This is a genomic window from Plantibacter sp. MMLR14_011 (assembly GCF_001865025.1).
Classification (GTDB): Bacteria; Actinomycetota; Actinomycetes; order Actinomycetales; family Microbacteriaceae; genus Plantibacter; species Plantibacter flavus_A.
The window spans coordinates 215096-231133 of record NZ_MJGW01000094.1 but is presented as its reverse complement, the minus strand read 5'-3'; the positions used below and the strand labels follow the sequence as shown (position 1 = coordinate 231133).

Below are 16038 nucleotides of genomic sequence, written 5' to 3'. Positions count from 1 at the left end.
AGGACCGGCATGGGAACAACCGCGCCATTCCGCCTGCCCGCGCCGACCGGTCCTGTCAGGCGCAGGAGTTCTGCGCAGACGAACTGCTCCCGCAAGACTCGCTCCGAGCCCCCATCTCGTCGAGATGGGTGTCCCATCTGCGCACAACTCCTGCTCGTCGCTGCTGTGGTGCCTCCCTGGGGCCGATCCTGAGCGTCGGCCAGTGGCCAGCAGGAGTTGTGAACCATGCGCGACGGTGAAGCCCCGGCCGTGACCCTCCTCCACAGGGTTCCGGCAGTCCTCGACCGACGGTGAAGCCATCGCTTGTGACCGCCCGCTCGATCGGTGCCCCAACCATCGATGGATGGACAGCGCATCTTCTGGTCACACGATCTTCGCCCGCTCGACGCTTCTCGAGGAGGGGATGCGACCGCGTGAGATCACCCAGGCTGTGCGCGACGGAACGATCGTTCGCGTGCGGCGCGATCGATACGCGCTCCCCGGAGTGCACGATGACATCCGTGCCGCAGTCCGCATCGGGGGGGAGGCGAGCATGCCTGTCCACCCTGGCCGCCCGTGGTGTGTTCGTGTTCGACGCCACCCGGGTCCATGTGCATGTGGACCGCAGCGCCTCACGACTTCGCGGACCGCGGGCGGAGGACCGACGGCTGGCTACCAGCGATCGACGGGAGTTCAGCCTCCACTGGAGACCGCTTGACCAGCCGTGCGGCACGTTCGACTGCGACGTGTCGATCATCGACGCACTGGCCCAGTCCATCCGGTGCCAGGCGCCGCGTATGGCACTTGCGACGCTCGACAGCGCGGTCCATCTCGGGTTGGTCGATGAACCTGACCTCCGTCGAGTCTTCGCCCTGGTGCCCGAACGCTTTCGTGCGCTCATGGCGTTGATCGATGGACGCGCCGAGTCAGGTCCGGAGACACTCCTGCGCTTGATCGTCCGCAGCCTCGGTCTGTCGTACGAGGTGCAGCCCCGCCTGGCGGAGGGTGGACGCGGTGATCTCCTGGTGGCTGAGTCGTTGTTGATCGAGGTCGACAGTCGAGCCCATCATGAGGGGTGGTCGCACGCCGTCTCAGACCGCACCCGTGACCTCAGAGCCGCCTCGCGCGGGCTGACGACGTTGCGACCGCTCTACCAGCATGTGGTGTACGAGCCCGGCCTCGTTGCGGCGGCCATCAACGGTCTGATCGGGGAGGTGCGCACAACTCCTGCCCACCGCGCGGGCACTTCGCGGGCTGCGCGCTGAATGCGGCGGGCGCGGGCTTGCGGACAGCGACGAGCAGGAGTTGCGAACGGACGGCGGGATCAGGCGGGGCGGAGGAGTCCGACGCGGTCGTAGACCTCGGCGAGGGTCTGCTCGGCGACCTCGGTCGCGCGCGCGGCGTTGACCGCGAGCAGGCGGTCGAGCTCGGCGGGGTCGTCGAGGAGCTCGAGCGCGCGCGCACGGACCGGCTCGAGTTCGCCGACGACGACCTCGGCGAGGCCCTTCTTGAGGTCGCCGTAGCCACGACCCTCGAACTCGCCGACGACGGCCTCGATGGGGGAGCCGGTGATCGCGGAGTAGATGCTCAGCAGGTTCGAGACACCGGGCTTCTCCTGTGCGTCGAAGGCGATGACGCCGTCGTTGTCGGTGACCGCACGCATGATCTTCTTCTGCGTGACCTTCGGCTCGTCGAGCAACCAGATGATCCCCGCCGGGGTCTCGGCGGACTTCGACATCTTCGACGTCGGGTTCTGGAGGTCGTAGATGCGCGCGGAGTCCTTCTGGATCTGCGCCTTCGGGACGACGAAGGTGTCGCCGAAGCGGGCGTTGAACCGCTCGGCGAGGTCGCGCGTGAGCTCGATGTGCTGTCGCTGGTCGTCGCCGACCGGCACGATGTCGGTCTGGTAGAGCAGGATGTCGGCCGCCATGAGGATCGGGTAGGCGAAGAGTCCGACCGACGAGGCGTCGCGCCCGTGCTTGGCCGACTTGTCCTTGAACTGCGTCATGCGCGCGGCCTCGCCCATGCCGGTGATCGTGTTCAGCACCCAGGCGAGCTGTGCGTGCGCCGGGACGTGCGACTGCACGTACAGGGTCGAGGCCGAGGGGTCGATGCCTGCGGCGATGTACTGGGCGGCCGTGCGGCGGGTCTTCTCGCGGAGCTCGGCGGGGTCCTGCGGCACCGTGATCGCGTGCAGGTCGACGATGCTGAAGAAGGCGTCGTGCTCCTGCTGCATCTGCTTCCACTGCAGGAGGGCGCCGATGTAGTTGCCGAGGTGGAGCGAGTCGGCGGAGGGCTGCATGCCGGAGTACAGGCGTGGCTTGGTCATGTGGGTTCTCGCAGAGGGATGAGCGGCCGGAGCCGGGGCACGGGTGGTCTGGGTGGTGTGGTGCCGGTGGTCAGACGGCGTAGTCGACGACGACGGGGGCGTGATCGGACCATCGCTGGTCGTATGCCGCAGCCCGGTCGATCGTGTAACCGGACGCGAGGGCTGCGAGCTCGGGAGTGGCGAGCTGATAGTCGATGCGCCAGCCGGTGTCGGTGTCGAAGGCCTGGCCGCGCTGGGACCACCAGGTGTAGGGACCAGGGACCTGGCCGGCGGACTGACGCCCGATGTCGACCCAGCCGAGGCCGGTGCCTGTCACGCCGTCGACGCCCGTCACCGGCTCGCCCGCCGGGCCGAGGTAGCGGTCGAAGTAGGACCGTTCGGCGGGCAGGAAGCCGGCACGCTTGACGTTGCCCTTCCAGTTCTTGATGTCGAGCTCGGTGTGGCCCACGTTGAGGTCGCCGACGACGAGGGACAGCGGGTTGTGCTCGCGCAGTGCGGGCAGCCGCTCGAGCATCGCCTCGAGGAAGCGGAACTTCTCGACCTGCTTGGGGGTGTCGACCTCGCCGGAGTGGACGTAGGTGCTCACGACCGTGACGAGGGTGCCGTCGATGTCGAAGTCGGCCTCGATCCAACGACCCGCGCTGTCGAAGTCGTCGGCTCCGAGGGCGACGCGGTGGATGCCCGCCGAGCGACGGCTGACGATCGCGACGCCTGCGCGCCCCTTGGCGGTCGCGGCATCGTGCAGGATGTTCCACTCCGGTCCGAACAGCGTCTCGAGGTCGCTCGTCGCGGCGCGGACCTCCTGCAGGGCGAGGATGTCGACCCCGCGGTCTTCGAGCCAGTCGCCCATCCCTTTGCGGAAGGCCGCGCGGACTCCGTTGACGTTGACACTGGCGATGCGGAGGGGTGCAGACATGCCTCCAGCTTAGTCGCGGGGGCCGACAACGCCCTGGCCCCGGCGTCCGCCCGGGCGTCGGCGATGGGGCGTGTCCGACGCGTCCGCCACGGGCGACTCGGGGGCTTCGCCGTGCTGTCGGATGAGCTCGGCCGAGGCCTCCTCGGCGTGCCGCACGCGTCGGCGGGCGAACCAGACCGCCGGGCCCTTGGCGCGCCGGAGGGATTCGCGAGCCTCCCGCAGTTCCGCCTCGGCGATCAGTCTCCTGGCCGCCAGCTCTTCGGCCGCCTGCTCCTCCGGTGTCGTCGTGCGCACACTGATGCCCTGGTCGTCGAGACCCACGGCGATCCACGCGGCGGAGGCGAGGATGACGCGGCTCACGAGGTTGAACCACAGCATGAGGCCGATGAACACCGCGAAGGTCGCGAGCAACGGGTTCCGGGAGGCCCCGGCGATCACCGCACTGCTCGCGACGCTCAGGAGCGAGAGCACCAGACTGCCGAGGAGCGCGCCGCCGAAGAGGTTGCGCCACGGGATCCGGATCCGGCTGAGCACACGGTACATGGCGCCGAGGGTGACGAGGTTCACGACGACCGCGACGACCAGTCCGACGACCCGGCTGCCGACGGTCACCCAGAACGTGCCCTCCAGTCCGACGAGCGACAGCAGCCAGCTGAGCGCCTGGGTGCTGGCGACCGACAGCGTCGCGGAGACGAGGAGGAGGACGCCGAAGGCGAGCGCCAGGACGAGGTCGACGACCTTCAGCAGGAAGAAGCTCGCGGCGACCTTCGGGAGCGCGAAGATCGACCGGACCGCCTGCCGGGTGTAATACAACCAACCGATCGCCGTCCAGATGAGACCGATGGCGGCGATGACCCCGGTCCACCCGAGCAGGGAGGCGCTCGACAACTGCTCCTCGGCGATGATGCCTTCGCCGTCGGTGCCGATGAGGCCGGGGACGGCGCGGTTGATGATCTCCACCAGTGCTTGGAAGACCTCGGCGTTGTTGCCGAGCCAGATGCCGGTGATGGCGAATCCGACGTAGACCGCTGCGAACACGGCGAAGACGGCCTGGAAGCTGATCCCGGCGGCCAGGAGGTTGCCGTCCATGGCGAGATACCGATGGATGACGCGATAGGGCTTCAACCGCATGACCCACGTCGTGGCGCGTTCCGCTCTCGCCGCGCGGGGCGCGAGTCGTCGGATGAACGGGTTCTCGCTGTTCTGGATCCACTGGAACACCAGCGGTGGCGGCGTCTGCTGGAGCCGCACCCTGGGGGTGGTGCTGACGTCCGGCGCGTCGGCGGAGTCCTTCCTCGGCGCACGCGGATTGGTCACCGGACCAGCCTACAAGCGGGCCGGACCGGGGGAGAGGCGGTGCACTAGGGTCGAACCATGCGCGAGGCGGAGGGGCAACGCACGTTCACCGGCACCGGCGTCGGACGCGGCGTCGTGGCCGGTCCCGTGCTCCGCATGCCGGAGCCGCTGCCTGAACCGAGTGCCGACCCGTTCGGCGGGGACGTCACGCTCGAACAGGCCCGTGCCGTCGCGGCACTCAGCGCGACGCGGGCCGACCTGGAGGAGCGGGCTCGACGAGCCGGCGGACATGCGCAGGACGTGCTCGAAGCGCAGGCGGTCATGGCCGACGATCCGGCGCTCGCGGAGGACGTCGCGACGCGCATCGCAGCGGGGCGTTCCGCGGAGCGCGCCGTGTTCGAGGCCCTGGCGACGGTCCAGCAGGTCCTCTTCAACCTGGGGGAGCCGATGGCGGCGCGCGCGACCGACGTCGGCGACGTCTCGCAACGGGTCATCGCGCGGTTGCTCGGTCGGCCTGTCCCCGGCCCGCCCGAGTCGGACGAGCCGTTCGTCCTCGTCGCCGCGGACCTCGCTCCGGCGGACGCCGCGCTCCTCGATCTCGATCGGGTGCTGGCCCTCGTGACGAGTGGCGGCTCGGCGACCTCGCACACGGCCATCCTCGCGCGCGAGCAGTCGCTCATCGCCGTCGTGGGCGTCGCCGGAGCCGAGCAGTTCGAGGACGGTGAGATCGTCCTCGTCGACGCCGGAGCCGGGGTCGTCACCGGGTCGCCGACGAAGCGCGAGGTGCGGTCGGCCCGGTCCACCGCGGCCGAGCGCGTGCGGGTCTCGCCACGCTCGCCGGGCGAACTCGCCGACGGCACCCCGGTGCCCCTGCTCGCGAACCTCGGGTCCGTCGCCGGCGCGCCCGGTGCCCTGGCCCTCGGCGCTGAAGGGGTCGGGCTGTTCCGCACCGAGCTCCTCTTCCTCGATCGCGCGGAGGCGCCTGGCGTCGCCGAACAGGCTGACCGCTACGGCGAGTTGCTCGCGGCGTTCCCGGGGAAGCGCGTCGTCGTCCGGGTATTCGACGCCGGAGCCGACAAGCCGCTCGCCTTCCTCCGACCGGACGACGCCGAGCCCAATCCGGCGCTCGGGGTGCGGGGCATCCGGGCGCTCCGCGCTCATGACGAGGTGCTCCGAGACCAGCTCACGGCGCTCGCGCTCGCACAGGACGCCCACGAGGCGGACCTCTGGGTGATGGCCCCGATGATCGCCGACCTTCCCGAAGCCGCGGCGTTCGTGACCCTCGCCAAACGGCTCGGGCTGCGCACGGTCGGGGCGATGATCGAGGTGCCGTCGAGTGCACTGCTCGCCGCGCAGATCCTCGGGGTCGCGGACTTCGTGAGCATCGGGACCAACGATCTGTCGCAGTACACACTCGCGGCGGACCGTCTCCTCGGGCCCCTTGGCTCGTACCAGGATCCGTGGCACCCGGCCGTGCTGCGGCTCGTCAAGCTCGTCGGCGACGCCGGTCTCGCCTCAGGGCGCTCGATCGGCGTCTGTGGGGAGGCGGCAGCGGATCCGGCCCTCGCGGTCGTGCTCGTCGGCCTCGGGGCGACGAGTCTCTCGGTCACCCCGGCCGCGCTCGGCGACGTCCGGAGCGAGCTGCGCCGCTACACGCTCGAGGCGGCTCGCGCCATGGCGATGGACGCCCTGAGCGCCGCGTCGCCTGCTGAAGCGAGAGCTGCCGCGCTGGCCTGACGTCGCTCGACGCGCGGATCTTCTCGCACGAACACGTCCGGCCCAGCGCGGTGCGCTGGGCCGGACGGATGAACCGGGTGTGGGCTAGGAGACCTTGCCGGAGATCATGGCCTGCTTGACCTCGGCGATCGCCTGCGTGACCTGGATGCCGCGGGGGCACGCCTCGGTGCAGTTGAAGGTGGTGCGGCAGCGCCACACGCCCTCCTGGTCGTTCAGGATGTCCAGGCGGACCTGCGAGGCGTCGTCGCGGGAGTCGAAGATGAAGCGGTGCGCGTTCACGATCGCCGCCGGGCCGAAGTACTGGCCGTCGGTCCAGAAGACCGGGCACGACGAGGTGCACGCGGCGCACAGGATGCACTTCGTGGTGTCGTCGAAGCGGGCACGCTCGGCGACCGACTGCACGCGCTCCTTGTTCTTCTCCGCGGGCTTGCCGGGCATGAGGAACGGCTGCACCTCGCGGAACGACGCGAAGAAGGGGTCCATGTCGACGACGAGGTCCTTCTCGAGCGGCAGACCCTTGATCGCCTCGACGTAGATCGGCTTCGAGATGTCGAGGTCCTTGATCAGCGTCTTGCAGGCGAGGCGGTTCCGGCCGTTGATCCGCATGGCGTCGGAGCCGCAGATGCCGTGTGCGCAGGAGCGACGGAAGGTGAGGGTCCCGTCCTGTTCCCACTTGATCTTGTGGAGCGCGTCCAGGATGCGGTCCGTCGGGAACATCTCGACGTCGAAGTCCTCCCAGCGCGGCTCGGCGTCCACGTCCGGGTCGAACCGACGGATGATCAGGGTGACCGTGAAGGACTGGATCTCCTCCGGTGCCGCGGCCGGCGGGTTCTCGAGCGTTGCAGTGCTCATCGCTAGTACTTCCTCTCCATCGGCTGGTACCGCGTGATGACCACGGGCTTCCAGTCGAGCCGGATGTGGTCGGCCGCGTCGGACGAGTGCGGGTCGCCGGACAGGTACGCCATCGTGTGCTTCATGTAGTTCTCGTCGTCACGCTTCGGGTAGTCGTCGCGCATGTGACCGCCACGGCTCTCCTGACGGTTGCGAGCGGAGTAGACGACGACCTCGGCGAGGTCGAGCAGGAAGCCCAGCTCGATCGCCTCGAGGAGGTCGGTGTTGAAACGCTTGCCCTTGTCCTGGACGGCGATGTTCTGGTACCGCTCGCGCAGGTTGTGGATGGTGGCGGTGACGCCGGCGAGGGACTCGTCCGTCCGGAACACCTGGGCGTTGCGGTCCATCTCCTCCTGGAGTTCCTTGCGGATCGTGGAGATCCGCTCGGTGCCGTTGGAGTTCCGCATCTGCTCGACGAGGCCGGAGACGAAACCGGCGGGGTTCTCGGGCAGGGGCGTGAAGTCGACGCTCTGGACGTACTCGACGGCGTTGTTGCCGGCGCGCTTGCCGAACACGTTGATGTCGAGGAGGGAGTTCGTGCCGAGTCGGTTCGAGCCGTGGACGGACACGCACGCGCACTCGCCGGCCGCGTACAGGCCGGGGACGACGGTGTTGTTGTCGCTCAGGACCTCGGCCTTGACGTTCGTCGGGATGCCGCCCATGGCGTAGTGCGCCGTCGGCATGACCGGGACGGGCTCCGTCACCGGGTCGACGCCGAGGTAGGTGCGCGCGAACTCGGTGATGTCGGGCAGCTTGGTCTCGAGGACCTCGGCACCGAGGTGGGTGCAGTCGAGGTAGACGTAGTCCTTGTTCGGTCCGGCACCGCGGCCTTCCGCGACCTCCTGGACCATGCAGCGCGCGACGATGTCTCGCGGGGCGAGGTCCTTGATGGTCGGCGCGTACCGCTCCATGAAGCGTTCACCGCTCGCGTTCCGGAGGATCGCACCCTCGCCTCGGGCTCCCTCGGTGAGGAGGATGCCGAGACCGGCGAGGCCGGTGGGGTGGAACTGGAAGAACTCCATGTCCTCGAGCGGGAGACCCTTGCGCCAGATGATCCCGACGCCGTCGCCCGTGAGGGTGTGGGCGTTCGAGGTCGTCTTGTAGATCTTGCCGAAGCCACCGGTGGCGAAGATGACCGCCTTCGCCTGGAAGACGTGGATCTCGCCGGTGGAGAGCTCGTACGCGACCACACCGGACGGCTTGTCGACGCCGTCGACGTTCGTCATGATCAGGTCGAGTGCGTAGTACTCGTTGAAGAAGTTGATGCCGAGGCGGACGCAGTTCTGGAACAGCGTCTGCAGGATCATGTGGCCGGTGCGGTCTGCCGCGTAGCAGGCGCGGCGGACCGGAGCCTTGCCGTGGTCGCGGGTATGGCCGCCGAAGCGACGCTGGTCGATCTTGCCCTCGGGGGTGCGGTTGAACGGCAGACCCATGTTCTCGAGGTCGATGACCGCGTCGATGGCCTCCTTCGCGAGGATCTCCGCAGCATCCTGGTCGACGAGGTAGTCGCCGCCCTTGATGGTGTCGAAGGTGTGCCACTCCCAGCTGTCCTCCTCGACGTTCGCGAGCGCAGCGGCCATACCGCCCTGCGCCGCTCCCGTGTGGGACCGCGTCGGGTAGAGCTTGGAGATGACGGCCGTCTTCGCTCCGGGGCCGGCCTCGATCGCGGCGCGCATGCCGGCACCGCCGGCACCGACGATCACGATGTCGAACTGGTGGTAGTGGATGCCGTCGATGACGGTGGACTCGGTGGTTTCTGTAGTCACGGTTTCCGTTGCTCGGTCTCGGTTGCTCAGTTGGCGGGGCAGAACGACGCGAGCAGGTCTGCAGGTGCGCCGGCGGGGCACGGGTCGAAGGTGAAGACGACCAGGGTCCCGAGGATGATGAGGATGGTGACGGCGGCGAGGATCGCGACCTTGAGGACGCCGCGGATCGTGCGACCCGTGGCGTAGTCGTTGACGATGGTGCGCATGCCGTTGCCGCCGTGGATCAGCGCGAGCCACAACATGGCGACGTCCCACCACTGCCAGAAGGGGTTCGAGAGCTTGCCGCCGACGAAGGCGAAGTCGATGGCCTTGATGCCGTCACCCACCATGAGGTTGACGAACAGGTGGCCGAAGATGAGGACCAGCAGGATCACGCCGGAGACGCGCATGTAGATCCAGCCCCACTTCTCCCAGTTGACGCCCTTGCGGCGCGCGGGGCGAGCGGGGGTGCGGGGAGCGGCGATCGTCGTCATCAGTGGCCCATCTCGCTGAACACGTTGATCAGGTGGCGCGGCGTGAAGCCCAGCATCGTCACGACCCAGAGACCGATGACGATCCAGAACATGGGCCGCTGGTACTTGGTGCCCTTCGACCAGAAGTCGATGAGGATGATGCGGATGCCGTTGTACGCGTGGTAGGCGATGGCGGCGACGAGCGCGACCTCACCGAGCCCCATGATGGGGTTCTTGTACGTGCCGATGACCGCGTTGTACGCCTCGGGGGAGACCCGCACCAGCGCGGTGTCGAGGACGTGCACGAGGAGGAAGAAGAAGATGGCGACGCCGGTGATCCGGTGGAGCACCCACGACCACATGCCCTCACGGCCCCGGTACAGGGTGCCGGCCGGGCGTTTGGATGTCGTGGATTCCAACGGTGACGTTCGCGTGAGACTCGCGGTCACGAGGTCCTCCCTGATAGTCGCTATCTGCGGCAGATCGTTCTGCCGTGCGGGGGTTGTTGCCTGCCGTGCGTCGAATCGGCGCGCTGGACCAAGTGTAGGCGGGGGATGCGCCGTCCCGCCGCTAAGGCTGGCCTAACTGTCTCGACGTCGAGAGAGGCCGGACATCTGCGCGACGACCGGGCGACACCGGGTGTTCACAACCAGTTCCGACGTTTGAACACCTTGTAGAGGATGACGCTCGTGGTGGCCATGAGCGCGAGCGCCATCGGGTAGCCGAACCACCATGACAACTCCGGCATGTGGGTGAAGTTCATGCCGTAGATCCCCGCGATGAGACTCGGGCCGAACAGGATGGCGGCCCAGGAGGAGATCTTCTTCACCTCGTCGCCCTGCTTGAGGCTCGCCTCGGTCATCTTCGCCATCTCCTCGTTCTGGCGTTGACCGACGAGGGTGCTGTTCACGGTCAGGATGTCGCGCAACAGCTCCCGGTAGGCGTCGATCCGCTGGTTGACGCTCGTGAGGTGGTCGGCGACGTCGCGGAGGCCGCGTTGCAGTTCGTCGGCGACACCGTACTTCGCGCTGCCCTGTTCGAGCGACAGCATCACATCGCTGAGCGGGTGCGTCGCCCGCTCGAAGGCGATGACCTCGCGGGAGAGCTGGTAGATCCGGCGGGAGACCTGGGACTCGCCGACGAAGACCTGCTCCTCGATCTCGTCGATGTCGTTCGAGAGCCCGGCGACCACCGGACCGTAGCCGTCGACGACGGCGTCGATGATGGCGTACAGGATGGCCTGCGGACCGTAGGCGAGGAGTTCGTGCTCCTGCTCCATCCGCGCCCGCACGTGCGAGAGGTCGGGGGACTCGGCGTGCCGCAGCGTGATGACGAAGTTCGGGCCGACGAAGACGTGCAACTCGCCGAACTCGACGGTCTCGGTCTCGTCGACGTAGTTGGCGGCCCGGAGGACGACGAACAGGACGTCGTCGTACCGCTCGATCTTCGGCCGCTGGTGCGCGGTGATGGCGTCCTCGACGGCGAGCGGGTGGAGACCGAACTCCGCCGCCAGGACGCCGAGCTCGCCCGCGTCGGGCCGGTAGAGCCCGATCCACGCGACGCCGTCCGGGGTCTCATGGAGTGCGCGGAAGGTGTCCTCGAGCGAGGTGAGCGTCGAGCTGCGGGATCCGTGGCGGTAGATGCAGGCGTTGACGATGCTGTTGCGGCCGTCGAGGTCCGCTGCGTCCGGCGGACCGACGGGGACCGGGGGAGCCTGTTTGCTGCCGAAGGACGGGATCGGGATCCCGAGGACGTTGCGTCCAGCCATGCTCGTACCGTTCTTTCTCATGCTCGATCTGGCGCTCATCGTAAACCCGTCAGATGACGCTTCCGTGCCGTCGTCCTCAGGGTGGAGCCTGGCGGTACGCTCGGGGGATGACCACGCCCCTCGAACGCTTCTACGCAGTGATCCCGGCCGGCGGCATCGGCAGTCGTCTCTGGCCGCTCTCGCGAGCCGACGCACCCAAGTTCCTGCACGACCTCACCGGCTCCGGCAGCACGCTGTTGCGCGCGACCTGGGACCGCCTCGCGCCGATCGCCGGTGACCAGCGCATCATGGTCGTCACCGGGCGTGCGCACCGCGCGGCCGTCGAACAGCAGCTGCCCGACCTCGCCGACGCCAACGTGGTCCTCGAGAGCGAGCCGCGCGACTCGACCGCCGCGATCGGGCTCGCCGCAGCGATCCTCGTCCGCCGCGAACCCGACGTCATCGTCGGCTCGTTCGCCGCCGACCACGTGATCCGCGGCGACCGGCTGTTCCGCGCCGCGGTCGCCCAGGCCGTCACGGCCGCCGAGGAGCGCTACATCGTCACGATCGGCATCCAGCCCACGGAGCCCGCCATCGGGTTCGGCTACATCAAGAGCGCCCGCGACCTCGGCATCCGCGGAGCCGAAGGGGTCATGCTGGTCGACTCCTTCGTCGAGAAGCCCGACCTCGCCACGGCCAAGCGGTACGTCTCGAGCGGCGAGCACCTCTGGAACGCCGGGATGTTCATCTCGCGGGCAGACGTCCTGCTCGAGGAGATCGGCCGACAGAAACCCGAACTCCTGGCCGGCCTCCTCGAACTCGCCGAGGTCTGGGACGACGCGGCGGCCCGCGGACCGGTCGTCGACCGCGTCTGGCCGGCGCTCGAGAAGATAGCGATCGACTACTCCGTGGCGGAGCCCGCCGCGGCCGCCGGTCGCATGGCCGTGGTGCCGGCGCACTTCGACTGGGACGACGTGGGGGACTTCGCCTCGCTCGCCAAGCTCAACTCCGGTGGGCGCAAGTCCGACCTCGCCATCCTCGGCGAGAACGCGCGCGTGCTCTCGGACGCTTCCAGCGGCATCGTCGTCAGCCAGACCGGTCGGGTCATCAGCCTCATCGGCGTGCAGGACATCGTCGTCGTCGACACCCCGGACGCCCTGCTCGTCACCACGAGTGCCAACGCGCAGCGGGTGAAGAGCGTCGTCGACGCCCTCAAGCTGTCCGGTCGCGACGACGTCCTCTGATCGGCGACCGCGGTGACCGCGCTGCGCGAGCTGCTCCTGCAGGCGGCCGCGCGTCTCCAGGCCGCAGGCGTCCGTGACGAGGCTCTGGCGGAGGTCTACACACCTCGCGGACTCCCGCTCGTGAAGCGGGCACCCGCGCTGCGGCCGATCGGCCGGGCGTGGCGCCTCGGGGTCGTCCTGCTCTCGGCCGACGGTCGCCTCTTCACCGCGGCCGAGTCCACTCGGGCGGTGGAGCCGAAGTGGTTCAACCACCGCTCCTCTGAGGTCGAGCACCGTCGGATCGCGCAGCAGGCGGCGCACCGCGGCCCGTTCGCCGAAGGCGACGTCGTCAACTTCGAGGTCGTCGAGCTCGCGCTGGACGAGGCGTCACTCCGGGAGGGTTCGGGTCCGTTGCGCCTCGTCGACGACACGGTCATGCTCCGCTGGGCCGGGCACGACCTCGGGCTCACCCCGCTCGACGCCTACCTCGACGACCGCGTCTCACTCCTCATCGGCGAGTGACCCGTCAGTTCGCCCGAGAACGGGCGGACCGACGGGGCGATCAGATCGCGGGGCCGAACCACTCCGTGTAGAGCCGCCAGAAGTTGCGGTTGCCGTAGGCGCTGCAGGCGTCGCCCGTGCCCGAGACGTTCGCGAGGGCTGCGGGGTTCGGTTGGTACGGCGTGTAGAGGTAGAGGTTGGCCGTCGCCTGGTTGCGGATGTCGACCTGGGTGCCGCCGCAGGCAGCGTCGGGGCTGTACTGGATGTAGACCGATCCCAGGTGATACGCCCGCTGGTAGGACTCACCCGGCACGTTGAGCGGGTACAGCGTGTACTGCCGGAACTGCCATGCGGAACGGTAGACCTGGTTCTGGAACCCGAAGTAGTCCGCGTCGCAGCTCGCGCTGAAGTTCGGGCCGGTGTCGGGACAGCCCCAGCCCATGGCGCGCGCGTAGCCGTATTCGCTCGGCCCGGTGATGAGCGACTGCTCCTTCTGCATGAGGACGAGCAGCACCTTGGGGTTGATCCCGCACGCGTGGGCGACCTTCGCGACGATCCTCGCCGCCGACTCGTTCACGGCACCGCGGTAGGCCTCGCAGTGTCCGGGCTCGGCCGCCGGGACGGACTCGGTGCTGGCACGGAAGTCCGCCAGGCACGGCACGCCGTCTTTCGGGGTACAGGGCTGGGAGGCGAAGAACGCCTGGACGTCAGCCTCGCTCATGGCGTTCGCGTCGTAGAAGTTCGCGTCGCTGATGATCTCGCCCGGGTCGAAGTCCGTGCCGCGGACCGTGGGCTGCGCCGGCTGGGTGGGCTTGCCGGGGGCCGGCGTGGCCGGCTTCGTCGGCTTCGGGGTCGCCGTCGAGGGCGTGGTCGGCGAGGGACTCGGGGTGGGCGTCGGCGTCGTCTGCGTCCGGCTCAGCTGCGAGCTCGCAGCGGCCGCGGTCGCCGGCGTGGTCGGCAGTGCGCCGAGTGCGACGAGCGCACCGATGCCGAGCGCGGCGAGCAGCCAGGCCGCGGTCGATCGATGCGCACGGCGACGCCGCGCGGGCGAGGGGACCGACGGAGCACGCATGACGACCAGCCTAATCGGGACCGGTGACGTGCAGGGCTTGCGGCGGCCGACAACCGACGGATAGCCTGAAGGCACTGTGAAGAACTGAGCGAATCGACGTCCCGCGCCTGCGGCAGACCATCACGAGCGTGATGTGCCCGGCGGGAATCCATCGAGGTACGCCAGACGCTTCCAGGTCCGCCCAGGAGTTCGAGCCCAGCGCTCGCTCCCGACGTGTCGGACGACGACCGTACGCGGCGTGCCCCATCTCGAAAGGGGCCTCCATGCGAGCACCCATGACCCACGCGACACCAGTCCACCGCCGCACCGCTTCGAGGTTCGGGCGATCCATCGACATCCAGCAGCTCCGCGCCGACGGCGTCACCCGCTCCTACGGCGACCGCGTCGTGTTGCGCGACGTCGACCTCGTCGTGTCGGCCGGGGACCGTCTCGGCCTGATCGGCGAGAACGGCGCGGGGAAGTCCACGCTGCTGCGCATCCTCGCCGGGATCGACGAGCCGGACGACGGCGAGGCCGTCCGCCCGGTGCGCACCGGCATCCTCATGCAGGAACTCGAACTCCCGGGGGACACGACGGTCGGCGAGCTGCTGGAGCAGGCGCTCGGCGAGGTCCGCGCCGTCGAGCGGGAGCTCGAGACGTCGGCGGCGTCACTCGGTGAGCGGGGTACCGCCGGTGACGGTTCCGCCGAGCAGCGGTACGCCGCCGCGCTCGATGCGGCGGAACGCGCGGACGTCTGGACGGCGGACGCCCGGTTGGACGCGGTCGTCGACGGCCTCGGCATCGCCGCGATCGAACGGTCGCGACGACTCGGTGAGGTGAGCGGAGGACAGCGATCCCGCTTCGCGCTCGCCGCGCTCCTCGTCGCCAGACCGACCGCACTGCTGCTCGACGAGCCGACCAACCATCTGGACGACGAGGCGGTCGCCTTCCTCCGCTCCCACCTGTCGGAGTGGCCGGGGCCGGTGCTCTTCGCGAGCCACGACCGTGCCTTCCTCGACGAGGTGGCGACGGGGCTCGTCGACATCGATCCGTCCCGACCGGTCCCCGTCGGCGAGGCGTCCGGCGTCGTGGAGTTCGGCGGGCCGTTCAGTGGGTATCTCGGCTGGAAGGCCGCAGAACTCGACCGGTGGTCGACGCGTTACGAGGAGGAGCAGGCCGAGCTGCGACGGCTCGCGTCCGCGGTGCACGACGTGGCCCCGCGGATCAACCACGATCGGGGCATCCGCGACAACAACCGGATGGCGTTCGGCATGCGAGGCGACCGCGTCGAGCAGCAGATCAGTCGGCGGGTGCGGAACGCGCAGCTCAGACTCGAGGTCCTCGAGCGCGAGCAGGTGCGGCGCCCGCCTCGCCAACTCTCGTTCGCAGGGATCCCGAGCGGCTCGACGGTCCTCGACGAGGGGGAGCAGCTGCTCGACCTCGCCGACGCCCGCGTCGACGGCCGGCTGCACCTCGAACGCCTGCAGCTGGCGCCCCGGTCGCGCGTGCTGGTCACCGGGGCGAACGGTTCGGGGAAGTCGACGCTCCTGTCGGTGCTCGCCGGTTCGCTGCGTCTCGATGCGGGGACCCTCCTCCGGCGGAAGGGGCTCCGGGTGGGGCTCCTCGAGCAGGACGTCGCGTTCCCGGAGGCGGATCGATCACCTCGGGAGGTCTACGACCGGACGCTCGGCGAGGCGCGTGCAGCGCGCACCCCGCTCGCGGGTCTCGGGCTCCTGGCGCTTCGCGATCTCGACCGTCCGATCGGTCGGCTCTCCGTCGGGCAGCAGCGCCGTCTGGCCTTGGCGCTCATCATCGCGAGGCCTCCGCATCTGTTCCTCCTGGACGAGCCGACGAACCATCTGTCGCTCGCGCTCGCGACGGAGCTCGAGGACGCGCTGGGCGATTACCCGGGTGCGGTCGTCATCGCGAGCCACGACCGGTGGCTCCGTCGGCGCTGGACCGGCGACACCCTGATGCTGGACCGCCGCTGACCGGGATCCCGGTCGGTCCTGCCTGGGCACCGAGCCGCGCTCGGTGCCCAGGTCGGAACCGCAGCTACCCGGAGCGCAAGGCGCCCGTCGACGGGGTCGCTCCGCGCTCACGTGCGCAGGAGCGCGGTCCGGTGATGCGCGTCTGCGCATCGCCGTGTT

14 protein-coding genes are annotated in these 16038 nt (G+C 69.3%); 5 read left to right on the top strand and 9 right to left on the bottom strand.

Annotation, left to right across the window (positions count from 1 at the left end; genetic code table 11):
• The first annotated feature begins 566 nt into the window (after nt 1-566).
• Entirely contained in the window at nt 567-1244 is a 678-nt protein-coding gene (locus BIU99_RS18955) for a hypothetical protein (protein ID WP_217635032.1), read from the top strand.
• 59 nt (nt 1245-1303) lie between these two features.
• Here BIU99_RS18955 and trpS read toward each other — a convergent pair whose 3' ends face one another.
• From trpS to BIU99_RS18940, 3 genes are all read right to left on the bottom strand, one after another.
• Nucleotides 1304-2308: a tryptophan--tRNA ligase gene (trpS, locus tag BIU99_RS18950; RefSeq protein ID WP_079002883.1), complete on the bottom strand. Its 1005-nt coding sequence runs from the start codon at nt 2306-2308 to the stop codon at nt 1304-1306.
• A 70-nt stretch (nt 2309-2378) separates the two neighbouring features.
• Nucleotides 2379-3224 (bottom strand): exodeoxyribonuclease III, encoded by an 846-nt coding sequence (locus tag BIU99_RS18945; protein WP_064294819.1) that lies wholly within the window; start codon nt 3222-3224, stop codon nt 2379-2381.
• A 9-nt stretch (nt 3225-3233) separates the two neighbouring features.
• On the bottom strand, nt 3234-4541 hold the full coding sequence (locus BIU99_RS18940) for a YihY/virulence factor BrkB family protein (RefSeq protein ID WP_071262532.1): 1308 nt from the start codon (nt 4539-4541) through the stop codon (nt 3234-3236).
• A gap of 57 nt (nt 4542-4598) precedes the next feature.
• Between BIU99_RS18940 and ptsP the strand changes: the two genes are divergently transcribed.
• A complete protein-coding gene (gene ptsP / locus BIU99_RS18935) occupies nt 4599-6257 on the top strand; it encodes a phosphoenolpyruvate--protein phosphotransferase (RefSeq protein ID WP_064294821.1) in 1659 nt (552 codons plus the stop codon).
• 84 nt (nt 6258-6341) lie between these two features.
• Here the strand turns inward: ptsP and BIU99_RS18930 are convergent, their stop codons facing one another.
• From BIU99_RS18930 to corA, 5 genes are all read right to left on the bottom strand, one after another.
• A complete protein-coding gene (locus BIU99_RS18930; protein WP_064294822.1) occupies nt 6342-7109 on the bottom strand; it encodes a succinate dehydrogenase iron-sulfur subunit in 768 nt (255 codons plus the stop codon).
• Between the two features lie 2 nt (nt 7110-7111).
• Complete coding sequence (gene sdhA, locus BIU99_RS18925) at nt 7112-8914, bottom strand: succinate dehydrogenase flavoprotein subunit (RefSeq protein ID WP_071262531.1); 1803 nt, start codon at nt 8912-8914, stop codon at nt 7112-7114.
• Between the two features lie 26 nt (nt 8915-8940).
• Nucleotides 8941-9387 carry a succinate dehydrogenase hydrophobic membrane anchor subunit gene (locus tag BIU99_RS18920; protein ID WP_064294824.1) on the bottom strand — a complete coding sequence of 149 codons (447 nt, stop codon included), beginning with the start codon at nt 9385-9387 and terminating at the stop codon, nt 8941-8943.
• Nucleotides 9387-9815, bottom strand: a complete 429-nt coding sequence (gene sdhC / locus BIU99_RS18915) for a succinate dehydrogenase, cytochrome b556 subunit (protein WP_255376691.1) — start codon at nt 9813-9815, stop codon at nt 9387-9389. The genes BIU99_RS18920 and sdhC overlap by 1 nt, the downstream gene beginning before the upstream one ends.
• Before the next feature lie 194 nt (nt 9816-10009).
• Nucleotides 10010-11134, bottom strand: coding sequence for a magnesium/cobalt transporter CorA (gene corA / locus BIU99_RS18910; RefSeq protein ID WP_071262530.1), 1125 nt, complete (start codon nt 11132-11134; stop codon nt 10010-10012).
• 107 nt (nt 11135-11241) lie between these two features.
• Here corA and BIU99_RS18905 point away from each other — a divergent pair, with 107 nt between their 5' ends.
• On the top strand, nt 11242-12357 hold the full coding sequence (locus BIU99_RS18905; protein ID WP_064294827.1) for a mannose-1-phosphate guanylyltransferase: 1116 nt from the start codon (nt 11242-11244) through the stop codon (nt 12355-12357).
• 12 nt (nt 12358-12369) lie between these two features.
• Nucleotides 12370-12858 (top strand): hypothetical protein, encoded by a 489-nt coding sequence (locus BIU99_RS18900; RefSeq protein WP_064294828.1) that lies wholly within the window; start codon nt 12370-12372, stop codon nt 12856-12858.
• Between the two features lie 40 nt (nt 12859-12898).
• On the opposite strand, the gene BIU99_RS18895 is transcribed toward BIU99_RS18900, so the two are convergent.
• Nucleotides 12899-13909, bottom strand: a complete 1011-nt coding sequence (locus BIU99_RS18895; protein WP_064294829.1) for a hypothetical protein — start codon at nt 13907-13909, stop codon at nt 12899-12901.
• Between the two features lie 263 nt (nt 13910-14172).
• Between BIU99_RS18895 and BIU99_RS18890 the strand changes: the two genes are divergently transcribed.
• Complete coding sequence (locus BIU99_RS18890; RefSeq protein WP_254773656.1) at nt 14173-15879, top strand: ABC-F family ATP-binding cassette domain-containing protein; 1707 nt, start codon at nt 14173-14175, stop codon at nt 15877-15879.
• Nucleotides 15880-16038 lie beyond the last annotated feature (159 nt).

Bases quoted from the DNA above. Each gene is read 5' to 3' on its own strand.
- trpS (WP_079002883.1), bottom strand. From the start codon at position 2,308: ATGACCAAGCCACGCCTGTACTCCGGCATGCAGCCCTCCGCCGACTCG.
- BIU99_RS18945 (WP_064294819.1), bottom strand. From the start codon at position 3,224: ATGTCTGCACCCCTCCGCATCGCCAGTGTCAACGTCAACGGAGTCCGC.
- ptsP (WP_064294821.1), top strand. From the start codon at position 4,599: ATGCGCGAGGCGGAGGGGCAACGCACGTTCACCGGCACCGGCGTCGGA.
- BIU99_RS18930 (WP_064294822.1), bottom strand. From the start codon at position 7,109: ATGAGCACTGCAACGCTCGAGAACCCGCCGGCCGCGGCACCGGAGGAG.
- BIU99_RS18920 (WP_064294824.1), bottom strand. From the start codon at position 9,387: ATGACGACGATCGCCGCTCCCCGCACCCCCGCTCGCCCCGCGCGCCGC.
- corA (WP_071262530.1), bottom strand. From the start codon at position 11,134: ATGGCTGGACGCAACGTCCTCGGGATCCCGATCCCGTCCTTCGGCAGC.
- BIU99_RS18905 (WP_064294827.1), top strand. From the start codon at position 11,242: ATGACCACGCCCCTCGAACGCTTCTACGCAGTGATCCCGGCCGGCGGC.
- BIU99_RS18895 (WP_064294829.1), bottom strand. From the start codon at position 13,909: ATGCGTGCTCCGTCGGTCCCCTCGCCCGCGCGGCGTCGCCGTGCGCAT.
- BIU99_RS18890 (WP_254773656.1), top strand. From the start codon at position 14,173: ATGCGAGCACCCATGACCCACGCGACACCAGTCCACCGCCGCACCGCT.